General features: G+C 70.6%; 21 protein-coding genes and 4 pseudogenes. 12 read left to right on the top strand and 13 right to left on the bottom strand.

Annotation, left to right across the window (positions count from 1 at the left end):
- Window positions 1-3: 3 nt before the first annotated feature.
- Entirely contained in the window at window positions 4-363 is a 360-nt protein-coding gene (locus ACGFYH_RS04495; protein ID WP_030950624.1) for an NADH-quinone oxidoreductase subunit A, read from the bottom strand.
- 819 nt (window positions 364-1,182) lie between these two features.
- On the opposite strand from ACGFYH_RS04495, the gene ACGFYH_RS04490 reads away from it, so the two are divergent.
- Both ACGFYH_RS04490 and def read left to right on the top strand, forming a co-directional pair.
- Entirely contained in the window at window positions 1,183-2,016 is an 834-nt protein-coding gene (locus tag ACGFYH_RS04490; RefSeq protein WP_393801648.1) for a C40 family peptidase, read from the top strand.
- Between the two features lie 268 nt (window positions 2,017-2,284).
- A complete protein-coding gene (gene def, locus ACGFYH_RS04485; protein ID WP_393801647.1) occupies window positions 2,285-2,908 on the top strand; it encodes a peptide deformylase in 624 nt (207 codons plus the stop codon).
- On the opposite strand, the gene ACGFYH_RS04480 is transcribed toward def, so the two are convergent.
- Entirely contained in the window at window positions 2,909-4,201 is a 1,293-nt protein-coding gene (locus ACGFYH_RS04480; protein WP_393801646.1) for a geranylgeranyl reductase family protein, read from the bottom strand.
- Between the two features lie 97 nt (window positions 4,202-4,298).
- Here ACGFYH_RS04480 and ACGFYH_RS04475 point away from each other — a divergent pair, with 97 nt between their 5' ends.
- Window positions 4,299-4,814, top strand: coding sequence for a GNAT family N-acetyltransferase (locus tag ACGFYH_RS04475; RefSeq protein ID WP_393801645.1), 516 nt, complete (start codon window positions 4,299-4,301; stop codon window positions 4,812-4,814).
- Window positions 4,815-5,146: 332 nt separating this feature from the next.
- Here the strand turns inward: ACGFYH_RS04475 and ACGFYH_RS04470 are convergent, their stop codons facing one another.
- Window positions 5,147-5,842, bottom strand: coding sequence for a demethylmenaquinone methyltransferase (locus ACGFYH_RS04470; RefSeq protein ID WP_393801644.1), 696 nt, complete (start codon window positions 5,840-5,842; stop codon window positions 5,147-5,149).
- A 50-nt stretch (window positions 5,843-5,892) separates the two neighbouring features.
- A pseudogene (locus tag ACGFYH_RS04465) lies at window positions 5,893-6,153 on the bottom strand (acyltransferase); the annotation flags it as partial.
- A gap of 1 nt (window position 6,154) precedes the next feature.
- Here ACGFYH_RS04465 and ACGFYH_RS04460 point away from each other — a divergent pair.
- Window positions 6,155-6,310 (top strand): annotated as a pseudogene (locus ACGFYH_RS04460) (hydrolase); the annotation flags it as partial.
- Window positions 6,311-6,329: 19 nt separating this feature from the next.
- Here the strand turns inward: ACGFYH_RS04460 and ACGFYH_RS04455 are convergent.
- From ACGFYH_RS04455 to ACGFYH_RS04440, 4 genes are all read right to left on the bottom strand, one after another.
- Window positions 6,330-6,776 carry a hypothetical protein gene (locus ACGFYH_RS04455; RefSeq protein WP_393801643.1) on the bottom strand — a complete coding sequence of 149 codons (447 nt, stop codon included), beginning with the start codon at window positions 6,774-6,776 and terminating at the stop codon, window positions 6,330-6,332.
- Window positions 6,777-6,783: 7 nt separating this feature from the next.
- Window positions 6,784-7,983 carry a cyclic dehypoxanthinyl futalosine synthase gene (mqnC, locus tag ACGFYH_RS04450; protein ID WP_393801642.1) on the bottom strand — a complete coding sequence of 400 codons (1,200 nt, stop codon included), beginning with the start codon at window positions 7,981-7,983 and terminating at the stop codon, window positions 6,784-6,786.
- A gap of 78 nt (window positions 7,984-8,061) precedes the next feature.
- Entirely contained in the window at window positions 8,062-8,799 is a 738-nt protein-coding gene (locus tag ACGFYH_RS04445; protein ID WP_393801641.1) for a prepilin peptidase, read from the bottom strand.
- Window positions 8,796-11,831 carry a BTAD domain-containing putative transcriptional regulator gene (locus ACGFYH_RS04440; protein ID WP_393801640.1) on the bottom strand — a complete coding sequence of 1,012 codons (3,036 nt, stop codon included), beginning with the start codon at window positions 11,829-11,831 and terminating at the stop codon, window positions 8,796-8,798. The genes ACGFYH_RS04445 and ACGFYH_RS04440 overlap by 4 nt, the downstream gene beginning before the upstream one ends.
- Window positions 11,832-12,133: 302 nt before the next feature.
- On the opposite strand from ACGFYH_RS04440, the gene ACGFYH_RS04435 reads away from it, so the two are divergent.
- Window positions 12,134-12,790: a hypothetical protein gene (locus ACGFYH_RS04435; protein WP_393801639.1), complete on the top strand. Its 657-nt coding sequence runs from the start codon at window positions 12,134-12,136 to the stop codon at window positions 12,788-12,790.
- Between the two features lie 26 nt (window positions 12,791-12,816).
- Window positions 12,817-13,893 carry a hypothetical protein gene (locus ACGFYH_RS04430; protein ID WP_393801638.1) on the top strand — a complete coding sequence of 359 codons (1,077 nt, stop codon included), beginning with the start codon at window positions 12,817-12,819 and terminating at the stop codon, window positions 13,891-13,893.
- Here ACGFYH_RS04430 and ACGFYH_RS04425 read toward each other — a convergent pair.
- Window positions 13,883-14,587: pseudogene (locus ACGFYH_RS04425) on the bottom strand (hypothetical protein); the annotation flags it as partial. The gene ACGFYH_RS04430 and the pseudogene ACGFYH_RS04425 overlap by 11 nt on opposite strands.
- Here ACGFYH_RS04425 and ACGFYH_RS04420 point away from each other — a divergent pair.
- The 6 genes and pseudogenes from ACGFYH_RS04420 to ACGFYH_RS04395 form a co-directional block, all read left to right on the top strand.
- Window positions 14,581-14,898 (top strand): annotated as a pseudogene (locus ACGFYH_RS04420) (Scr1 family TA system antitoxin-like transcriptional regulator); the annotation flags it as partial. The pseudogenes ACGFYH_RS04425 and ACGFYH_RS04420 overlap by 7 nt on opposite strands.
- A 10-nt stretch (window positions 14,899-14,908) precedes the next feature.
- A complete protein-coding gene (locus ACGFYH_RS04415) occupies window positions 14,909-15,100 on the top strand; it encodes a DUF397 domain-containing protein (protein WP_393801637.1) in 192 nt (63 codons plus the stop codon).
- A gap of 94 nt (window positions 15,101-15,194) precedes the next feature.
- Window positions 15,195-16,787 (top strand): putative T7SS-secreted protein, encoded by a 1,593-nt coding sequence (locus ACGFYH_RS04410; protein ID WP_393801636.1) that lies wholly within the window; start codon window positions 15,195-15,197, stop codon window positions 16,785-16,787.
- A gap of 24 nt (window positions 16,788-16,811) precedes the next feature.
- Complete coding sequence (locus ACGFYH_RS04405; protein ID WP_393801635.1) at window positions 16,812-17,213, top strand: hypothetical protein; 402 nt, start codon at window positions 16,812-16,814, stop codon at window positions 17,211-17,213.
- A 124-nt stretch (window positions 17,214-17,337) separates the two neighbouring features.
- Window positions 17,338-17,856, top strand: a complete 519-nt coding sequence (locus ACGFYH_RS04400; RefSeq protein ID WP_393801944.1) for a hypothetical protein — start codon at window positions 17,338-17,340, stop codon at window positions 17,854-17,856.
- Window positions 17,857-17,878: 22 nt separating this feature from the next.
- Window positions 17,879-18,214 (top strand): hypothetical protein, encoded by a 336-nt coding sequence (locus ACGFYH_RS04395; protein WP_393801634.1) that lies wholly within the window; start codon window positions 17,879-17,881, stop codon window positions 18,212-18,214.
- 119 nt (window positions 18,215-18,333) lie between these two features.
- Here the strand turns inward: ACGFYH_RS04395 and ACGFYH_RS04390 are convergent, their stop codons facing one another.
- The 4 genes from ACGFYH_RS04390 to ACGFYH_RS04375 all read right to left on the bottom strand — a co-directional run bounded on the left by ACGFYH_RS04390 (window position 18,334) and on the right by ACGFYH_RS04375 (window position 21,154).
- Entirely contained in the window at window positions 18,334-18,594 is a 261-nt protein-coding gene (locus tag ACGFYH_RS04390) for a hypothetical protein (RefSeq protein WP_393801633.1), read from the bottom strand.
- A 341-nt stretch (window positions 18,595-18,935) separates the two neighbouring features.
- Entirely contained in the window at window positions 18,936-19,262 is a 327-nt protein-coding gene (locus tag ACGFYH_RS04385) for a hypothetical protein (protein WP_393801632.1), read from the bottom strand.
- Between the two features lie 279 nt (window positions 19,263-19,541).
- Window positions 19,542-20,870, bottom strand: a complete 1,329-nt coding sequence (locus tag ACGFYH_RS04380; protein WP_393801631.1) for a hypothetical protein — start codon at window positions 20,868-20,870, stop codon at window positions 19,542-19,544.
- Window positions 20,867-21,154 (bottom strand): hypothetical protein, encoded by a 288-nt coding sequence (locus ACGFYH_RS04375; protein WP_393801630.1) that lies wholly within the window; start codon window positions 21,152-21,154, stop codon window positions 20,867-20,869. The genes ACGFYH_RS04380 and ACGFYH_RS04375 overlap by 4 nt, the downstream gene beginning before the upstream one ends.
- Window positions 21,155-21,158: the final 4 nt, after the last annotated feature.

The following is a 21,158-nucleotide window of genomic DNA, read 5'->3' as shown; positions in this document are numbered from 1 at the left end:
CCCTCAGTCCCATTCCAGGCCGCCGCGCCGCCATACGTACGCGTACGCGACGAAGACGGTGAGCACGAAGAGCAGCATCTCCACGAGCCCGAAAATCCCCAGGGAGTCGAAGGTGACGGCCCAGGGGTAGAGGAAGACGATCTCGATATCGAAGATGATGAAGAGCATCGCCGTCAGGTAGTACTTGATGGGGAAGCGCCCGCCGCCGGCCGGCGTGGGGGTCGGCTCGATGCCGCACTCGTAGGCCTCGAGCTTCGCCCGGTTGTACCGCTTCGGACCGATCAGCGTGGCCATCACCACGGAGAAGATCGCAAAGCCTGCTCCGAGGGCTCCCAGTACGAGGATGGGCGCATACGCGTTCACCGCTCCTCGCTCCTCTCAGTCGGCACTGACTGCTGGCGGGTCGGACTCACAGCCGCCCCAACAGCCCCACGAGCCCCGCTCGTCCCGGCGAAGATCGCGAACATGTGAAGCAGGTCACAAGCCCAACTGCCTCGCATCCTATGCCCGCCGCTCTGTGATCTGCGACACGGGGTATTGCACAAGCTTTGTGATCTCCACCACCTGACGAACGATCATGAAATCGGATGGAGGGTGATCTTCGCACAGGAAGCGTTCACCTGATCACCAGAGGTGACATTTTCGCTCGTCACCGCTGGCCAGGGGGTGTGAGCCAGGGGCGTCTCCATATCAAGATGCTTCCCTTGCATGCAAATTGGCGCTGGACGCCCTCCCTTGGTAGAGGCCGCGTTCACACATGAGAGGGAGAGTCGGGGGCGATGTGGACACGTGCACGCGTTCACGAGCGTTCAACCCACGCCGCCGACCCGGCCGGCGACCCCCGCCACCGCATCGGCCGCCGCGCCGGCCGGCACACCGACCGCGCCGCCTCGCACGCGGCGGACGCCTGTGCCGCGGCAACCGTTCCGTGACCTGCGCCACATTCATGAGAGGTGTCTGAGAACCGGGCTTGGCCAAGTGCCCCAACAAGTGGTAAGCGCGGGGCAATTCGGGCGTAACGATCAAAGACCGTGATCACAGGCCGATTACGGCCCGTCCGCAATGTCCGTTACGGCGTCAATAAAGAGCGACACGCCCGGGATTCGACGGTCCGATTGAACAACTGTGGCGCAGCACACGTTTCTTGAAGGTATGGAGGAGCTACTGATACCGGTTGTCCCTATGTCCCACACCGCTCACATACGCAGCCACCGGAAGCCCCGCCGCAGCGCGTCGACGATCGCGATGCGGGCCGGAGTTGCCGGTGGCGTCCTCAGCACCCTGGCAGTGGCCGGTGCGTCGGGGTCGGCCCACGCGGCCGAACCGGTGACCCAGACCCTCGAACTGCCCACCCTGACGGCCGACCTGGCCGCTCAGGTCGCCCAGTCCGCGGACGTCACGCAGCAGGCGGCCGCGAGCTACCAGCTGCAGGCCGAGCGTGACGCGGCGGCCGCCAAGGCCGCGAAGCAGGCCAAGGCGGACCTCGCCGAGGCCAAGAAGAAGGCCGCGGAAGCCAAGAAGAAGGCCGAGGAGGCCGCGCGCAAGGAGGCCGCCGAGCGCGCCTCGCGCACCGCCGAGCGCGCCACCCTGAGCGCCTCCGCGGACACCGGCTCCTCGACCGGCACGGGCAGCAGTGCCGGCACCGTCACGTCCACGGCCACCGGTTCGGCCGCCGCCGTCGTCGCCTTCGCGCAGGCCCAGGTCGGCAAGGCGTACGTCTCCGGCGCCACCGGTCCGTCCGCCTACGACTGCTCCGGTCTCGTGCAGGCCGCCTTCAAGCAGGTCGGCATCAGCCTGCCCCGCGTCTCCCAGGCGCAGTCGACGGCCGGCACCCAGGTCGGGCTGGGCAACCTCCAGCCGGGCGACATCCTCTACTGGGGCGGCGCGGGCAGCGCGTACCACGTGGGCGTCTACGTCGGCGACGGCATGTTCGTCGGCGCGCAGAACTCCTCCACCGGCGTCGTCCAGAGGCCGCTGTCGTACGACCCGCCGAGCGGCGCGGTGCGCGTGCTGTAGGGCGCGGGCACACCCGTACGGAGGGCCGCAGCCGCTCGGGGGCTGCGGCCCTCCGGCGCCTCGCGGCCCTCCGGCGTCTCGCAGCCCTCCGGCGTTCCGCGGCGCCTCGGCGTCTCGCGGCCCTCCGGCATTCCGCGGCCCTCCGGCATTCCGCGGCGCTTCGGCGTCTCGGCTGTCCGGGATCCCGGCTCTCCGGCGTCTTCTCCTGGCATGCTCGGGCGCGGGCCGGTTCCCGCCGGTCCGTCCACGAGCCGAAGGAGAGAACGTCATGCCGAGTGTGTTCGTCCAGGGGCGGCCCACCGCCCCGTACCCCCCGCTCGCGCCCGAGGCCCGGCGCGGGTCGGTGCGGCGCGTCACCGAGGTGGGCGAGGAGGTGCTGCACAGGCCGTGCCGGGACGTCACGGAGTTCGGGCCCGACCTCGCCGCGCTCATCGACGACATGTTCCGCACGATGTACGTCGCCGAGGGAGCCGGGCTGGCGGCCAATCAGGTGGGCGTCGGCCTGCGGCTGTTCGTGTACGACTGCCTCGACGACGACGGTGTCCGACATGTCGGGCACATCGTCAATCCGGTGCCGGAGACCCTCGACCCGGCCGAGCGGCGGCTGCTGGACGAGGGCGAGGGGTGCCTGTCGGTACCGGGCGCCGTCGTGGCCGTACCGCGTCCCGACCGGGCCGTCGTGCGGGGCCTGGACAAGGACGGTGCGCCGCTCCTCGTCGAGGGCACCGGCTACTTCGCGCGCTGCCTCGCCCACGAGACCGACCACGTCAACGGGCACGTCTACCTGGACCGGCTCTCCGGCCGGGAACGGAAGGCGGCGCTGCGGCAGTCGGCGGACCGACGCGAGGAGGTCTTCGCGCGCCGGGCCGCCAAGGCCGCGGCCTTCGCCTGATCAGGCCTTCGGCGCGACCTTGCTCAGTCCGTTGATGATGCGGTCCATCGCGTCGCCACCGGTCGGGTCGGTCAGGTTGGCGAGCATCTTGAGGGTGAACTTCATCAGGACGGGGTGGGTGAGGCCGCGCTGGGCCGCGATCTGCATGACCTTCGCGTTGCCGATGAGCTTCACGAAGGCGCGGCCCAGCGTGTAGTAGCCGCCATAGGTGTCCTTCAGCACGCGCGGGTAACGCTGCAGGGCGATTTCACGCTGGGCCGGCGTGGCCCGCGCGTGGGCCTGGACGATGACGTCGGCGGCGATCTGGCCGGACTCCATGGCGTAGGCGATGCCCTCGCCGTTGAAGGGGTTGACCAGGCCGCCGGCGTCGCCGACGAGGAGCAGGCCCTTGGTGTAGTGGGGCTGGCGGTTGAAGGCCATGGGCAGAGCGGCGCCGCGGATCGGGCCGGTCATGTTGTCGGGGGTGTAGCCCCAGTCCTCCGGCATGGAGGCGCACCAGGCCTTGAGGACCTCGCGCCAGTCGAGTTCCTTGAAGGCGGCGGAGGTGTTCAGGACGCCCAGGCCGACGTTCGAGGTGCCGTCGCCCATGCCGAAGATCCAGCCGTATCCCGGCAGCAGCCGGTCCTGCCGGCCGCGCCGGTCCCAGAGTTCCAGCCAGGACTCCAGGTAGTCGTCGTCGTGGCGGGGCGACGTGAAGTACGTGCGGACCGCGACGCCCATGGGCCGGTCCTCGCGGCGGTGCAGGCCCATCGCCAGGGACAGCCGCGTGGAGTTGCCGTCGGCGGCCACGACCAGCGGCGCGTGGAAGGTGACCTCGCGCTTGTCCTCGCCCAGCTTGGCGTGCACGCCGGTGATGCGTCCGGTGCGGTCGTCGACGATCGGGGCGCCGACGTTGCAGCGCTCGTGGAGGCGCGCGCCCGCCTTCTGGGCCTGCCGGGCGAGCTGCTCGTCGAAGTCGTCGCGCTTGCGGACGAGTCCGTAGTCGGGGAAGGAGGCCAGATCCGGCCAGTCCAGCTGGAGGCGGGAGCCGCCGCCGATGATGCGCAGGCCCTTGTTGCGCAGCCAGCCCGCCTCCTCGGAGATGTCGATGCCCATGGCGACGAGCTGCTTGACCGCGCGCGGGGTGAGGCCGTCGCCGCAGACCTTCTCCCTGGGGAACGCGGTCTTCTCCAGCAGCAGGACGTCGAGTCCCGACCTGGCCAGGTGGTACGCGGTCGTGGAGCCGGCCGGCCCCGCGCCCACGACGATCACGTCGGCGGTGTTCTCGGAGAGCGGCTCGGTCTCGACGGTCACGGCGGGATCTCCCCAAGTTCGAAATCTGCGTGCCGACCGGCACTGGTCATGGGCAGTCTATTCAGCGTCACCGATCACCCGGCTGAAGGGCTGCCCAGTGAAGCGACCTCTCCCCGTTGTACGGTTGCGCGTCCCCACCGACGAGGACGCCGTCGCCTGGCACCGGATCTTCGCCGACCCGGAGGTCATGGAGTTCCACGGCGGGAGGCCCGCGGAGCTGTCCGTCTACGAGGAGCTGACCGCCCGCCAGCGCCGCCACGACGCCGAGCACGGTTTCTGTCTGTGGACCATGGTGGACGAGGCCGGGCAGGTCATGGGGTTCACCGGCGCCCAGCCGTGGCCCGGTGACTGGGGGCCCAAGGGCGAGATCGAGATCGGCTGGCGGCTCGGACGGGCGCACTGGGGCAAGGGGTACGTCACGGCGGCGGCCCGGCAGACCCTGGAGCGGGTGGGTGCCACGGGCGTGGCCGAGGTGGTCGCGATGGTCGACGCGCGCAACGCCCGGTCCATCGCGGTCACGGAGCGGCTGGGCATGCGGCTCGCCGAGGTCTTCACGATCCCGTCCTCCGAGCAGCGGGGTCACTGCTACCGTCTCCTGCTCCACCCGTCATGACACAGAGTAACCTGACGTCACAGCATGCCACTTGGCGCTTCCCGGGCGGTGCGCGGCGGGGCTGCTCTGCCGGGTGCCGCTGGGGGTGACGTCCGTGCGCCTCGACGGTGTACGTGCGGTTCGGCTTCGCGGAGGGCGAGGGCTGCGGGCTGCGGGCTGCGGGCTGCGGGCTGCGGGCTGCGGGCTGCGGGAGCGTCCGCGAGTCGCGCGTGCCGAGGCCGCCGCCGGGCGGGCCGGAGCGCGAGCCGACGGAGCCGGGCGGGCCACCACACCGCCGCACCGCTCTCGGCCTGCCCTGAGCCCGCCTCCGGATGTGCCCCGCCGAGCCGTCCTCAGCCCGCCTTGAACCCGCGGTGCAGCGTCACCACGCCACCCGTCAGGTTGCGCCACGCCACCCTGGACCAGCCGGCCCCGCCCAGCCGCTCCGCGAGGGCCTGCTGGTCGGGCCAGGCGCGGATGGACTCGGCGAGGTAGACGTACGCGTCGGGGTTGGACGACACCGCGCGGGCGACCGGCGGCAGGGCGCGCATCAGGTACTCGGTGTAGACGGTGCGGAACGGCGCCCAGGCCGGGTGCGAGAACTCGCAGATGACGATCCGCCCGCCGGGCCGTGTGACCCGGTACATCTCGCGCAGCGCGGCGTCCGTGTCCTGCACGTTGCGCAGCCCGAAGGAGATGGTGACGGCGTCGAAGACGTCGTCCTTGAACGGCAGCCGCGTCGCGTCGCCCGCGGTGAACGGCAGCCAGGAGTGCCGCTCCTTGCCGACCTGGAGCATGCCCTGGGAGAAGTCGCACGGGACGACGTAGGCGCCGGTGCGGGCGAAGGGCAGGGAGGAGGTCGCCGTGCCGGCCGCGAGGTCCAGGACCTTCTGCGCCGGGCGGGCGTCGACGGCTCTGGCGACCGCCTTGCGCCACGCCCGGTCCTGGCCGAGCGAGAGCACGGCGTTCGTCAGGTCGTACCGTTGCGCGACGTGGTCGAACATCGAGGCGACTTCATGCGGCTGCTTGTTCAGGGAGGCGCGGGTCACGGGCCCATTGTGGCAGCACCGTGTCGTAACCCCGTGCCGCAGCCCCGCCCTCACGGCAGCAGACGCGGTCTCTTCCGCCCGGCGACGTCCTCCACCCACCCGAACAGCAGGACGAACACCGTGATCAGAACGCAGCCCACCCCCAGCAGGAACCACTGACTCCCCAGCGGCAGATACGCCTCGAAGGCGGGCACGTCCCAGAACCGGTCGATCAGCGGCACGGCCAGGATCAGGGCCGGCTCGTGCCAGAGGTAGATCGTCACCGCGCGGGCGTTGAACACGGTCACCAGCCGATCCAGCCGTCGCAGTCGCGGCCTGGAGGTCTCCTTCACGCTCCCGGTCATGCCCTCGGGTCCGGACGCCGACGGTCCGGCGCTGCCGGCGTCCGCCCACGACCACGGCGTACGAATCCCCGCGGTCGGCCTCATGACCATGACCTACGGCGAGTCGTACACCGACGACACGGGTGCCGACGGCTGACCCCGCCTCAGCGCCTGCGGTGCACCAGGCGCCCCGCGCACACGGTGGCGACGCACGCGCCGCTGTCGTCGAGGACGGCCAGGTCGGCCCGGCCGAGGCCGACGAGGGCGGCGGGGCGGGTCCGGTCGAGCACCAGGACGTCGTTGCGCCGGGCCGCGGCCCGCAGCGCGGGCGAGCCGGCGTGCTCCGCCAGGACCGCCACCGCGCCCAGCTTCAGCACGGCGTGCACCTGCTCGCGCGGTGTGGGCGCGTCCGGCAGCGGGCCCTCGTGGACGCGCGCCGGGCCGAGGACCCCGGACCAGCGGCGCACCCGCGCCGACGGGAACCGCTCCGCCAGTTCGGCGTACGGCCCCACGGCGGCGATCCGGATGCCGTCGACGGCGACGGCACCGCCCTCGACGGGTGTGGAGTCCCAGGTGTGCCGCACCTGGTCGGCCGCGTGAATCGTCAGCACGGCGACATCAGTTGGCAGCGAGCAGCTTCAGCTCGGGATGGGCGGTGCCGCCCTCGATCGCCGTGGACGAGATGTGGGAGACGACCCGCTCGTCGACGGGGTCGTTCGCCGGGTCGTCGTGCACGACGAGGTGCTCGTACGTCGTGGCCCGCTGTGCGGGGACGCGCCCCGCCTTGCGGATCAGATCGATGATCTCCAGCCGGTTGGACCGGTGCTTGGCGCCCGCGGAGGAGACGACGTTCTCCTCCAGCATGATCGAGCCGAGGTCGTCGGCGCCGTAGTGCAGGGAGAGCTGGCCGACCTCCTTGCCGGTGGTCAGCCACGAGCCCTGGATGTGGGCGACGTTGTCGAGAAACAGGCGGGCGATGGCGATCATCCGCAGGTACTCGAAGAGCGTGGCCTGGGTGCGGCCCTTCAGGTGGTTGTTCTCCGGCTGGTAGGTGTACGGGATGAAGGCGCGGAAGCCGCCGGTGCGGTCCTGCACGTCCCGGATCATCCGCAGGTGCTCGATGCGCTCGGCGTTGGTCTCGCCGGTGCCCATCAGCATGGTGGACGTCGACTCGACGCCCAGCCCGTGGGCGATCTCCATGATCTCCAGCCAGCGCTCGCCGGACTCCTTCAGCGGCGCGATCGCCTTGCGGGGCCGCTCGGGCAGCAGCTCCGCACCGGCACCGGCGAAGGAGTCGAGCCCGGCCGCGTGGATACGGGTGATGGCCTCCTCGACCGACACCTTCGAGATCCGCGCCATGTGCTCGACCTCGCTCGCCCCCAGGCTGTGGATGACGAGCTGCGGGAACTCCTTCTTGATGGCGGCGAAGTGCTTCTCGTAGTACTCGACGCCGTAGTCCGGGTGGTGGCCCCCCTGGAACATGATCTGGGTGCCGCCCAGCTCGACCGTCTCCGCACAGCGGCGCAGGATGTCGTCGAGATCCCGGGTCCAGCCCTTGGCGGTGTCCTTGGGCGCGGCGTAGAAGGCGCAGAACCGGCACGCCGTGACGCACACGTTCGTGTAGTTGATGTTGCGCTCGACGATGTACGTGGCGATGTGCTCCGTACCGGCGTACCGGCGCCTGCGTACGGCGTCGGCGGCGGCGCCCAGCGCGTGCAGCGGGGCGTCGCGGTAGAGGTCGAGCGCCTCTTGTGGGGTGATCCGCCCACCGGCGGCGGCGCGGTCGAGGATGGGCTGAAGGTCGGCCTTCTCGGTCACCGGCGTCCCTTTCGCAAGGTTCGTAAGGGTTGTGGACGGACCCGCCCAGCGTACGCCAGGCCTCTTGCGGGCCGGTGCTCAGGCCGCGTACGCCCCGGCCAGGACACCGAGGAAGGCGCCCGCGATCAGGAACGGCCCGAAGGGGATGGCCGTCCTGCGGTTCGCGCGGCGGGCGACGAGGAGGGCACCGCCGTACAACGCCCCGAGCAGGAACCCGGCGAAGGTGCCCAGCATCAGCGTGGGCCAGCCGTACCAGCCGAGGACGGCACCGGCCGTGACGGCGAGCTTGACGTCGCCGAAGCCCATGCCGGCCGGGTTGAGGAGGAACAGCACGAGGTAGCCGGCGCCGAGGGCGAGGGCGCCCAGCAGGGCGGTGGTCCACCGCCCCGCGTGCTCGGGGACGAGGGCGGCGAGACCGAGGAGGACGAGCGCGGCGCCCGCGAGCGGCAGGGTGAGCGGGTCGGGCAGCCGCCGTACCTTCAGGTCGACGACGGCCAGCAGCACACCGGCCGGCGCGAGCAGCAGCCAGACGGCGATCTCGGGCCGGGTCCCGGTGGCGGCGGCGAGGGCGGCGCAGACGAGGGAGGTGGCGAGGGCGAGGGAGGCGGTGCCGGGACCGTACGCCGCTTCGTCGGGCGCGCACCGCCCGCACCGGGCCCGCCCGAGCCAGCCGCGCACCGGATGCTCCCGGGGACACCGCTCGTGCCAGGCCTGCCCCGAAGGGGCGGAGAACCGGTAGGCCGCGCGGGGCAGCAGCGCGCCCGTCGCCGCACCCCAGAGCGCGGCGACGAGGACGACCGGAAGGGCGGGGCTCATCCCGCCGCCGCGACGCCGTCGCGCCAGGTCGGCAGCAACTCGTCGAGCAGCGCCTCGGTACGCGGCGGCAGACCGCGCGCACCGCTGCGGCCGATGAGGTCGGCGGCGAGGGCGCACAGCCGGTCGGTGTCGTCGGTTGCGTGCGTGGCGCGCAGCAGTTCGTGCCACAGGCGCTCGTCGGCGGGGGCGGTGCGCAGGGCCGCGTTCAGCGCCTCGATGGCCTTCTCCGCGCGGTTCTTCTCCAGGTGGAACTCGGAGAGCGCCAGGCCGGTGTCCGCGACGAGCAGCGGGAGCTGGGCGTCGATGATCTCGTGGGTGAGCCAGCGGTAGCGGCCCTCGGGCCGGTCGGCGAGCAGCGGTCCGCGCACCAGCACCAGCGCGTCGGTGAGCAGCCGGCCGCGCACCTGGCGGCTGCCGACACCCCGGCCCTGCGTGGCCTCGTAGTAGAGGGAGCGCAGTACGTCCAGGTCGGAGACGACGGACTCGGCGAGGGTGAGCCGCCCGGTGGCGTCGGTGCCGAGCCTCGGCGTGCCGTCCGGGTCGGTGCCAAGCCAGGCCCGCAGCCGCTCGAGCAGCGCGTCGCGCACGTCCCCCGTCACGCCGCGCGGCCACAGCGCGGAGGACAGCACGCGCGGGTGGACGCCCTCGCGGTGCAGCAGGAGCAGCGCCAGCGCCTCGTGCAGCTGGGCGCTGCGTTCGCCGTCGGGCGCCTCCAGGCCGATGATCTCGTACGACCCGACGAGGCGGGCGTACACCGCGGGCCGCCCCTGCTCGCTGATGTCGACCAGGAACGGCGGGGTGTTGGCCGGTCCGCCGGGTCCGCGCCCGGGGTCGGTGCCGGTGAACAGCTCGACGACGGCCCGCTGCTGGGCGGCGGGCAGCAGTTGGGCGTCCAGTTCGAGGCCGAGGAGCGGCGCGAGCAGCCTGCCCTCGCCGGTGATCTCCATCTCCCAGGCGGCGCCGGGCAGGTCGGTGCCCTCGGTGCCGACGAGGTAGCCGATACCGAGGCGGCCGGCGTCGGCGGCGAGTTCGGCGAGCCGCAGCGCGTCCTCGTCGGAGGGCCGGGCGGCGAGCAGGACGAGGTGCGGGGCCCAACGCGTGTGCTGGGCGGGCCCGGTGCGGCCGGTGAGCACGGAGTCGTGCCCGGCGGCACCGAGCGCGCCGCGCCGCTGCCGGGTCTCGGCGGACATGGTCTCGAAGAGGTCCTCGAACCCGTCGAGGTGGCGGATCCGGTTGGGCGCGAGGGACGTGAGGTCGTCGCCGAACCCCACCAGGGTGATGGTCATACGGTCGGACCAGCCGTTGGTGGCCAGTTCGGCGGCGACCGACGCGAACACGGCGGCCCGGTCGGCCTCCCTGCCGCTCAGCGAGACGATGCCGGGCACGGCCTCCAGGTTGAGCAGCAGCCGGGAGTCGTCCATGGTGCCGAGGCTGACGAGCCCGGGGTACGGCGCGGCGGTCTCCGCTGTCTCATACCCCTCGGCGTCGGCGCGGGGCAGCATCCAGAAGGTCTGGTCCTGCCCCTGCCGCCAGGGCGAGGGCGGCTTTCCGGCCGGCTGGGCGAGCTGGAGGTGCAGGTCGCCGTTGCCGCTCATCCAGGCCGCGTAGACGACCGGCAGCGGGCGGGACTCGGCGGTGAGGGACGTGGCCAGGCCGCGCAGGGACCGGTCGAGCAGCCGTACGCCCTCGGGATCGGCGCCGACGAGCAGCGCGTCGTGCACGTCCTGGGCGTCGCCGGTCGGCGTGGGCGGCTCCATACCGCGCCGCCCGCCGACCGCGCCGAGCGCCGACTGCCACATCGCCTGCCGGCGCCGGCGCCCGAGGGCGCCGAGGAGACCGGCCGCGAGCAGGGGCGCGGCGAGGAGCGCCTCGGGCAGCCCGAGGGAGTCCGCGGCCTCCCCGGCGGGGCCGGCGTGCTCGTGGCCGGCGCTGGGCGCGTGGGCCGGATCGGCGGGCGTCGCGGGCGTGGCGGGCGTCGCGGGCGTCGCGGGGGTGGCGGGCGTCGCGGGGGTGGGCGCCGGCCGCTGCTCGGGCAGGGAGGCCTGGGCGTCGCCGCTCCCCTGCGCTTCCCCTCCGCCCTGCGCGTGGTCGCCCGTCTGGGCGTAGTCGCTGATGTGCTGCTGCACCTGCTCGGAGACGTTCGGTGCCTCGTCGGGCATCTCGACCAGCTCGCCGCCGCGGGCGTCGCCGGGCATCTCCATGATCCACCCGGGCCGGATGAGGCTGGCCTCGGACAGCCGGGACCCGTCCGGCTGCACCCGGTCCTTGTTGAGCTGGAAGATCTCCTTGTACCGGCGCCCGTCACCGAGGTGCCGCTCGGCGACCTCCCAGAGGGAGTCGTGGTGACGCCCCTCGGGCGGCCGGATCCGGTAGTACTTCGTGTCGCCGTGCGCGGCGGAGGACCCACCGTCGGCCCGGGCCGCGGCCTGCCCGGCCTGTCCGGCCTGCTCGGCGAGGGCGTGGGCAGTGGCGGTGGCCTGCTCCTGCTGCTGGGCGAAGAGTCCCGGCGACTGCTGGGCGGCGGCGACGGCCGGCTTCTGGTTCCCCTCCAGGCTGTGCCCGAGCTGCGACAGCCCCGGCGTGAGGCTCGCCGCGGTGGCGCCGACGAGGAGCAGGGCGGCGACCAGCTGCCGGGCCAGCAGCTGACTCGGTCCGGACCCGGGTACCCGCCCCGGCACCCCGACACCGGACAGCGCGGCCTTGACCTCGACGAGCACACAGGCGGTGAACTGCGCCCACGCGAACCAGACGATGACGGTGAGGATGTGCAGGAAGGTCTGCACGGTGATCTCACGCTGGAGCCAGTCGAGGCTCGGCGCGCCGCCCGGGAACGGCCACCCGGCGATCACGGCCAGCGCGAGGGGCACCCCGACGACCAGCCCCGCCAGCACGACGAAGGCGAGGAACGCCTTGACGAAGTCCCCGAACGACCGCCGCCGCACCCGCACCGGCTGCGGTGTGCGGTTCCTCGGAGCCGAGGGCGCCGGGGGAGCCGTCGAGCTTGAGGAGCTTGAGGTGCGGCGTCGCGGCATGGGCGGAGTCCTGGGTCGTGGTCGTGGCGGAGGAGGCCGCGGGGGCGTCCGGTATGAGGGGTGTGCTGAGCCTACAGAGATCTTATGGACTCCCACCGACGGCGGCGAAGGGGCGAGGAAGGCCCACCTCGCAACTCCCGCCCGCCTCGCACCCTTTGCCCGACTCTGCCGCTCGCCCCTTCACATCCCGCACACAATCCCCGAAAACCGGCCAGAGCGCGCGCACGGCCCCCTGATAGCTTCGTTCCCTGTCGCACACGCCATATCCGGGGGGACCACCAGTGGCCCGCAGCGCCCTCACCATGACCGCCGCCACCTTGACCGCGACGGCGGCCCTGCTCCTGACCGCCTGCGGCGGAGACGGCGACGACTCGTCGCCGGACGACATCAAGGGGGCGGGGGAGAGCAGTTCCACGCCGTCGGCGTCGGCGTCGGCGTCGGCGTCGGGAGCGGCCGACGCGGACCGGCCGGACGTGAGCCTGCCCGAGGATCTGAAGCTGGTCTTCGACTTCGAGAGGCCGTCGGACACGGACCAGGCCGCAGCACTTGAGGACGCCGCGAACTACATCAGAGCCCTGAACCACGGCATCACCGAGCAGGACGTCAAGGACCCCGCGTACAGCTTCTACTCGGCGGCCGGTGCCTCCCGGTACGCCGAGTCGCAGATTCAGGAGTACGTGAACGGCGGCTGGACCCTGACGGGTGAGGACCGGTACTACCAGGCCGAAACCAGCCCTGTGGGCGAGGGCGAGAAGGCCAAGTCGATCCTTGTCACGTTCTGCGAGGACCAGTCCAAGGCCTACGGCAAAGAAGTGAAGACCGGAAAGGTTCACCGCACCGAGGAGAGCCTGGCCAGTTACCAGAGGTTCAATCTCCTCATGGCACCCCAGCAGGACTCGCCGGTGTGGCGGGCTCAGCAGATCACCGTCGAGGGAAGGGCCACGGAGTGCCGAGGCTGATCGCTCCCGGCCGTGCGAAGTGGACCATGGCGCTTGCTGCGGGTTCCGTGTTGTGGGCGGCGGGAGTGGCTCACGCCGACAAGCCGGTGGGTGGCACCACCCCGACGCCGGGAGGCAGCGACGAGCAACAGGGCGACGCGAACGGCCGCACCCTGCTGGCATCGGTATCCCAGTCCCGGATTCGCGTCACCTATCCCGACGGCCGAACCGGCAGCAGCTCCATGGAGGACCTGACCTCGGTCGATCCCAACTGGGAGCCGCCCGTGTGCTGGTACGAGCCGGTGTTCACCCCCGAACAGCTCAAGTCCGCAGTCGCGGATCTGAAGGAGAACGGTGGCCTGGGCGCCGTGAACGCCCATGAGTTCTGGACCTCGGGAATCTTCGTGGATCACTACGAGGAGGGTGAGGGCCAGGACAACTTCGACGTCGACTCGTCCAAGAGCACTACGGCCAAGGGTTACAAGGACTACAACGTCGGCGAGGACGGGATGTTCTGGCGCAGCGCGGTCCGCAAGGGACACGAGCACGACACCAAGGCCTGGGACTGCGGTCGCGTCATGTTCTGGCAGGACGCCGGCACGATCCCGGACGACGAGCACGCTCCCACTCCCGAGACGCTCGCCGCCTACGCGTACGACCAGATCGACGTGCCCAAGACCGAGGTCGAGCTGAAGCCCCGGACGAAGTCCACGGTGAACCTGCCCACCTGGGTATGGCTGGACAAGGGCACCTTCAAGGACGTCGAGGTCCGCGCCGAGCTGCCCCACACCGGCCTGTGGGCGGAGACGACCGCGAGGCCCGTCGCCCTCCACCTGGAACCGGGCACGGACGACGCCGAGACCTTCCCCGCCTCCGGCGACTGCGAGATCAACGCCGACGGTTCCATCGGTACGCCGTACACGCAGGGCAAGGCCGACCAGACCCCACCCTGCGGCATCCGCTACCTGCGCGCCTCGAACGGCGAGCCCTACCAGCTGAAGGCCTCGATCACCTGGGAAATCTCCTGGGAGGGCACGGGCGGCGCCCAGGGCGACCTGCCGGACGGAACCTTCGAGACGACCCGGGACATGGATGTCCAGGAGATCCAGTCCATCAACCGCTGAACAGATCCTCGGCCCGCTCCACGGTCATCGCCCGCCGCGCCCAGACTTCGAGCTGCTCCAGGTCCGAGCAGGCGAGCACCCGCTCCCGCACGGCATCGGACACCGGGACGGCCCTCCACTCCAGAATCAAGAGGGTCATCCCGGCCCGGTCCTCCACCCGGCCCTCCACCCGGCCTTCCTCACGGACCTTTTCGGCCACCGGGTTGTTGAAGAAGTAGCGGATCTCCGACATCAGGTCCCTCCAGATCTCCTTGGCCCCGGGGTCACCCAGGCATGATTCGATGAGCTGTCCGAACACCGCCGCGCTCTCGGCGTCGACGGTCCGCAGAGCGAAAGCCAGTGGCTCCAGTATGGCGGCGGCCTTGGCGCCCCGCCCGTGTGTCATGGCCGACAGAACGGCAAGCGGGACGTCCCGCTCGGCCTCCCGCTCACTCGCGATCACCGGCACGTTGTCCGGGCCGATCACGAGCGGCCGCACCGTCATCGAGTCCCAGCCGGGCAGCCCTCGCCGGATGGGCTGCGAAGCCCATCGTGCCGTCGCACTGTTCTGCGTGATCACGACGAGCACCGGCTCACACCGGTACTTCTCGTACAGGTACGAGAGGTAGTACGGCCAACTGCCGCGCTTCCGCTCGTCCTTCTTCCCCTGCACCTCGACGACGGGGAGGTACGCCCCTTCGTCCGTGCATCCGCGTGGGCGACCGCGAGGTAACGCGAGCGCAGCTCCGCAGGCTCCTGGACGAGTCGGAAAGGGAACACGTCACAGTGCGGGTCGTGCCGTTCGACACCGACCACTTCGCCGGCGCGAGCGCCGCCATGATGCACGTGAGCGGTCCCCTACCCCAGTTGGACACCGTGCTCCGCGACTCGCCCAGTGGCACGGCGTTCCTGGATGCCCAGTCCCAACTGGAGCGCTTCCGATCTCTGTTTCGTAAGGCGGAGAAGGCGTCACTGGACCCCGGCCGGACGCGTGACTTCATCCATCACTTGGCGAAGGAACTGTGAGGTACGAGGTGTGACCAGACGCATCCACTGGCGGAAGTCCTCCTACTCCGAGGGTGGCGACGGCAACACCTGCGTGGAGATCGCAGCCCTGCACGCGCGCGTGGCGATACGCGACTCCAAGGCTCCCTCCCAGGGCACACTCACCGTCCCGGTCGGCTCCTTCACCGCGCTGGTCCGGAGCCTCAAGGCGACCACCACCTGACCCTGCCCGTCCGCCACGCGGCGTGGCAGGTCGTGCGATAACTTCATACGCACGTTCTATCGACAGGCATCGCACGTGTACGGGGGAGAACACGGTGTCGCACAGGCCGGCGGACTGGCACGTACTGGACCTGGACAAGGACCCGACGCCTGGCGACCCGGACCGCATTCGCAAACTCGCCGGTACCCTGCACGACTTCGCCGACGACGTGTCCGACGTCCTGCGCGACCTCAAGGGCATCGCCAAGGAGGACGAGATCCTCTCCTGGGCGGGCAGGACGGCGGAGGTGTTCGCCGAGGAGTTCGAGGACGCACCGAAGAAGCTGCGCAAGCTGAAGAAGTCGTACAACCTGGCGGGCGACGCGTTGACCGCCTTCTGGCCCGACCTCCAGGACGCCCAGGAGAAGGCCGACAAGGCGCTGCGCGACGGACGCAAGGCCCGCGAGGAACTGACCACGGCCCAGACCGCTCTGACCGGGGCCGACGACTGGGTCCGCAGGGCGACCGAGAAGACCGACTCGTACGACCCCGCCAAGAACGGCGGCAAGGACGTCCCCAAGCCCGACGAGGCCGACGTCCGCCGCGCCACCCGCGACGCCCAGCACGCGAAGGCCCGTCAAGCCGCAGCCGAGCGGGTTGTGGAGGGCGCGCAGAGCGCCCTGGAGGCGGCCAAGAAGCTTGCCGGTCAGGCGAAGGGCCTGCGCGAGGAGGCTGCCCACCGGACGGTGGCCAAGCTCCGGGAAGCCTCCGACGCCGGGATTCCGAACCGGCACTGGTGGGAGGAGATCGGCGACTGGGTTTCCGACCACTGGGACGAGATCGTCACCGTATGCAAGTGGGTCGTGACCATCGTCGGCATCATCGTGATGATCGTGGGCGGCCCGCTGGGCTGGCTGGTGTTCGCGGCGGCACTCGTCGTGATGGCCGACACGATAAGAAAAGTCATCGAAGGTGAAGCCGGCTGGGGCGATCTCCTATGGGCCGCCTTGGACTGCATACCCGCCACCAAGGGCTTCACCAGCCTCGCCAAGCTCGGCAAACTGTGGAAGGCGGGCGGGCTCAAGGCTCTCGGCGCCGGGGCCCTGCGTGGCATCGGTGGCGGTCTGAAGAACCTCGCGGCCGGCATCAGAAGCGGACGATCGGGGCTCAAGACCCTGCTCCTCCGCACCATGGGCAAGGGCCATCCCGAGCGAACGGGATCCAAGATCGCCGCTCCTCCGAAGCATCCCGGCGATGACGCCCTCGCCTCAGGGATGCCCATCTACCACGGTGATCGCATACTCGCCATCGGGTACGACAGCTCGACGCTACGCAACTTCCAAGTAGCAGAGCGCCTCACAGGACATCAGGACGCAGTGATCCACGGTCTGCGCGACGGAACTTTCCTGGCCGGCGCCGACAACCTCTCCGGATTCCGGGCTGCCGGAGAGACCGTCAACCCTCACCAGGTCGCGGACGCAATCCGCCGATCACCTGACTACGACGGCGGACCGGTTCGCTTGCTATCGTGCCACAGCGGCGCAATACCGACCGGCGGAATCGCGCCCGCACAGGAGATGGCCAATATTCTTGGCACCACAGTAAAAGCGCCCACCAACGCGGTTGGTGTACCACCCATCGGTGACGGACCATTCGCACCCGCCATCATGGACAACGGAAGCTGGAGAACTTTCCTACCTCTCCTGTGACTAGCCAACAGCAAGGAAATATGGATGATCAGAACCGTCGGATTCTTCCGAGAGCAACCCTCCAGTTGGGGAATTGAAAGAGAATTTTCGATCCACGACCTTGTACGCCCGGCCGGCGAAGCAGATGAAGCAGAAATCGTCAGTTACCTGGTCACCGGTGCCGATATTTTCAGCGTGATGGGCGCAGAACTGGATGTCCTGTCTGCCGACAACTTCCCCATCGCAGGCGGCGCATCTCTGAAGACCGATGGCGACTGGGTGTGGCGCCTCGATCTGCCTCACTATGTGGATGCCTACCATGTGGCTCTACCGGAAGAGTTTCTTCAGACCATCAGAGCGCGCGACTACGTTGTGCCACAGCTCGACCAGGACACGTTGTTCTCCATCCTGGAAGAGGTGACAGGAATTGACTACCGAAGGAAATGACGAGCCGAGGGAAGGTGCCGCGGGTGCCCCTGCGTTCTCCGGTGGTCTCTCACTCTCCGTCCCGGACACTTGGTGGGAGTTCGACGTCCGCCCCGAAGGCCGGGACGCGACGATCCGCGCCCTGGTGAATGAACGTCTCGCGGAGACGCCCGAACTCGCGCCGTACCGCGCAGACCTGACCGCCATGCTCCGCAAGATGGCGAAGGACGCCCATGACTCCGGTGCTCTCTACCTGGGCTGCATGGCCGAGAACTTCGACGGTGTCCCGCTCTCCGCGACCGTCACCGTGTCCGTTCTCGGTGCCAAGAACAAGCAGGGGGCCACCCTGTCCACCGACCCCCGGGCCATCGCCGACAGCCTGCGTACCGTCACCGCACGCCGTGAAGGTGACGCCTGGCGCAAGGTCACGACCGTCGACATTCCCGAAGTGGGCCCGGCCGCGCGGACGTACGGTGTCGAAGACGTGCCCGTCGCGCAGGGCGACAGCCGTACCCTTCGTATGGTGCTGACGCAGACGTACATCCCCGTCCCGGGAACCACCGACCAGGTGGTCCTCGTCTCCGGAGCCAGCCCGGTGCTGGACCTCGCCGAGGCGTTCCACGACATCTTCGACGCTGTGACCGGCACGTTCCGATTCGTCTGACCTGCAGAGAGGACTTCGGGCCATGGGCAAGAGCGACCTCGCACTGCCGTTGACCGAGCTGGAGGACTACGGGCGGCGGCTGCGGTCGCTCAAGACGCGGCTGAACCACACCAAGAGGCTTTTCGAGTCCTACAAGGACGACATCGGCGACGGCAGCGTCAACGACGCCCTCGGCGACTTCGAGTCCAACTGGGAGGACGGGCGCGAGGACATCACCCAGCAGCTCGACGCCCTCGCCGGCATGTCGGACGCGGTCGTCCGCGAGTTCAGGAAGCTCGACGACGAACTCACCAAGCAGGTCAACGACGCCGTGAGGACGGAGGACAGGCGGGGCGGGAAGGGCGGCCGCAAGAAGTAGCGCCGCAGATGCCCCGCTGTCCCGCTGCCTCAGGCGGAGCCGGTGACGGCCGGCACCCGGCACCCGCCACCCGGCACCCGGCACCCGGCACCCGCCACCCGGCACCCGGCACCCGGCACCTACAAGTGCGGCGTCCCCGCGATAGCGTCCACGATGACCTCCAGCGGCTCGTCCAGGACCGGCTCCGTCCAGGAGGCCAGCAAGGTGACGGCCACGTCCGTCGCCGGTGGGCGGACGGCGTAGAAGAGGGTGTGGATCACCCGACGCGGGCCGAGAAGGCCCTTCTTCTCCTCGATCAGGTTCTGGCGGATGCGGACCGCGTCCCCCAGGGGCAGCCGGACCTCGCGGACGTCCGGTTCGCCGAAGTCCCTCGACGCCATGTGCTCGGTGACGAGAGGGAGAGTGACCTCGGGGAACGTGGCGTCCGGTGAATCGCGTCGAGTTCGAGGACGGCCGCGACCGTCTGGTGGCCGCTGACGTACCAGCCGAAGGCGCCGAGGGGTTCGCGCGTACGGCTGTCGGCCGCGGCGCGTTCGAGGTCGCGGGCCAGGGTGCGAGCGTTGCCCTTCTCTCCGTCGCGCTCGTACCGTTCGACCAGTTCTTCGGCCTGGTGCTTGGCCCAGTAGCCGAGGTCGAGCGTCCCGGCGACGGGGAACGGCACCCAGTCCTCCGAGCACTCCAGGCCGAGGTTCGACAAAGTCGTCGGCGGTCATGTCCGTAGTCACTCCGTCCAGGTCAGCGAGCCGGCGATGGCGTCGAACAGGCCGGCCATCGCGTCGGCGATCGGTTCCAGAGGCGTCGAGAAGGCCAGCAGCAGGTACGCCGTCGTGCCGGGAACGGGCAGGTGGTACTCCACCGAGACGGAGGCGTGGTTCCCGTCGGGCCCGTTCTCACCGGGCTGTCGCGTACGTCTGCGGATCCGTACGGCCGTTCCCGCCGCGAGTTCTGCGACACCGATCTCCACCGCCGCACGGTCGCCCCTGGCGTCCGCGTCCTCGGCAAGGACCCGTGCCAGATCCTCGGGCGGCAGCTGCTCGGCGTGGCGCAAGGGTGGCCAGGAGAGAAGCAGGGATGGTGAAGGGCCCCACCGCCTGGAGGCTGAGGTACAGCTCGATCCCGCCGCTGCGGTGCGCCTTGGCGGCGCGGCGGCGCAGGTCCGCACGCAGCTCCTCCTTGAGGTGCGGAGCATTGTCGATGCCGCGGAACTGTCGTTCTACCAGTGCGTCGATGGACCTGGTCCGGTGGTCGGGGTCCAGCAGGATCCGGAACCAGCCGTCGGGCAGCAGCAGACGGTAGTCGGCGGGGGGTGTGGGGCTTCCGGTGGGCGTCATGCGGCGTCTTTCCTGAGGGGCCTCCCCTTCGGGGCCGGCCGGTCGAGCCGCAGGAGGCTGCGCAGTTGGTGGGCCGCGTAGGGCATGCCTTGCAGGACCAGGCCGACCGCTCCCAGGAGTACGGCAGCGAGCGCAGGACCGGGGTGGTCTTCCGTGATCCGCAGTCCCTGGATCACGGAGAACACGGATCCGATGGCCATGACCGCGGTGGAGGACACCCCGGCGATGGTGCTGGGAAAGCGCGACATGCGCCGGGCCGCCCTGCCCGACTCGGGCAGCACGCGCAGGCCCGGAACCGGTCCTCTGGGCCAAGCCGCCTTGCCGTTCATACGGCGTTCGGACACGGTCAGCCCGGTGGCGCGCCGCAGCCGTGCCCATCCGTCGGCGCCGGTCTCGCCCGCGAACCAGAGGTCCCACGGGAAGACGGCCCGCATCTGCTCGCCCGGGCCCCGGAGTTCCACCCCGAACACGGCTCCCGTACGGTCGCTCACCCGGACAAGCGACGTCACCGCGTGCGCGCCGGTCAGGGGGAACCAGTACTCCTGCCCGCCCAGGTCCCGCAGGACGAGGTCACGGTCCTGCACCCGCACCTCGGTGTCCCGACAGAATCTGACCGTGGCGCCGACGCCCGGCGCGGGAGAAGGGCCGACACGCTCGCGGACGTCCGGGGCGTGCCGACCCAGGCGTACCCGCGTCCAAGCGCGCAGCGCCAACCTGGCCACGGGCGCGACAAAGGCGGTGGCCGCCAGCAGCAGGATCAGCCAGGGCGCCGTCGTGTCGGAGAAGAGGACGGCCGTGAACGCGGCGAACCACGTGCTGCCGGCGGCGGCACGGACCCCCCAGTACCAGTACGGGAAGACGTTGCCCGGCCCCATTACGGCTCCCGAGCCGCCCGAAGCGACCAGCGGATCGTTTCTGTCCCGCACCGTGTGCAGGGGGATCCCCGCCGTCTTGAGCAGGTAGGACACACCCGAGCGGCTGAGGAGCTGCTCGCCCCGGACGGAGCGCTTGGGCAGCGTGGACGATTCGGGCAGCCAGTCCTCGACGTCGAACCGACCGATCAGCGCCCCGTTCCGGTCCTGCAGCTGCAGCTCTCCCCAGGATCCGGGCAGGGTCGGCCCCACGCGCTCCCTGTCCTCGCCGGGAGCGTCGACGAACACGGCCCGCGCGATACCGGTTCCTCCTACCGGGAACCGGTCGGTACGGCGGCTGGTGCGCAGGACCAGGGCACCGTCCTGCGGGAAGAGCCGGGAGGAGTGGCACCGTTCGAGGCCGGGACCGCGCGAGGCGGCCGGTCTGAGGGCCGGCTCGGGGGGCAGTGTCATCCCGTGACTCCGTCGTACAAGGACGTAACCGCCCCGTAGGCCCCTTCGGAGCCGGCGGCCACGCCGGTGGCCGTAGCTCCCGCCCATACATTGGTCTGACCGGAGAAGTTGCCCAACGCGTTACTGACCGCGGGCATCTGCGTCGCGGTCGGCGCGATGCCGTCAAGGTCCGCGGCGGCCCTTGCCAGGTCGGGGTCGAGGGTGCCCGCCGAACGGGGCGCCGTCATCCCCTTGAGACCGTCCCGCCAACCCTGCTTGGAGAACGCGCTGCTGGTGGACTTCACTCCG

It is taken from the genome of Streptomyces sp. NPDC048392, assembly GCF_043200575.1.
GTDB lineage: Bacteria > Actinomycetota > Actinomycetes > Streptomycetales > Streptomycetaceae > Streptomyces.
This window is presented reverse-complemented; position numbering and strand designations above follow the sequence as displayed.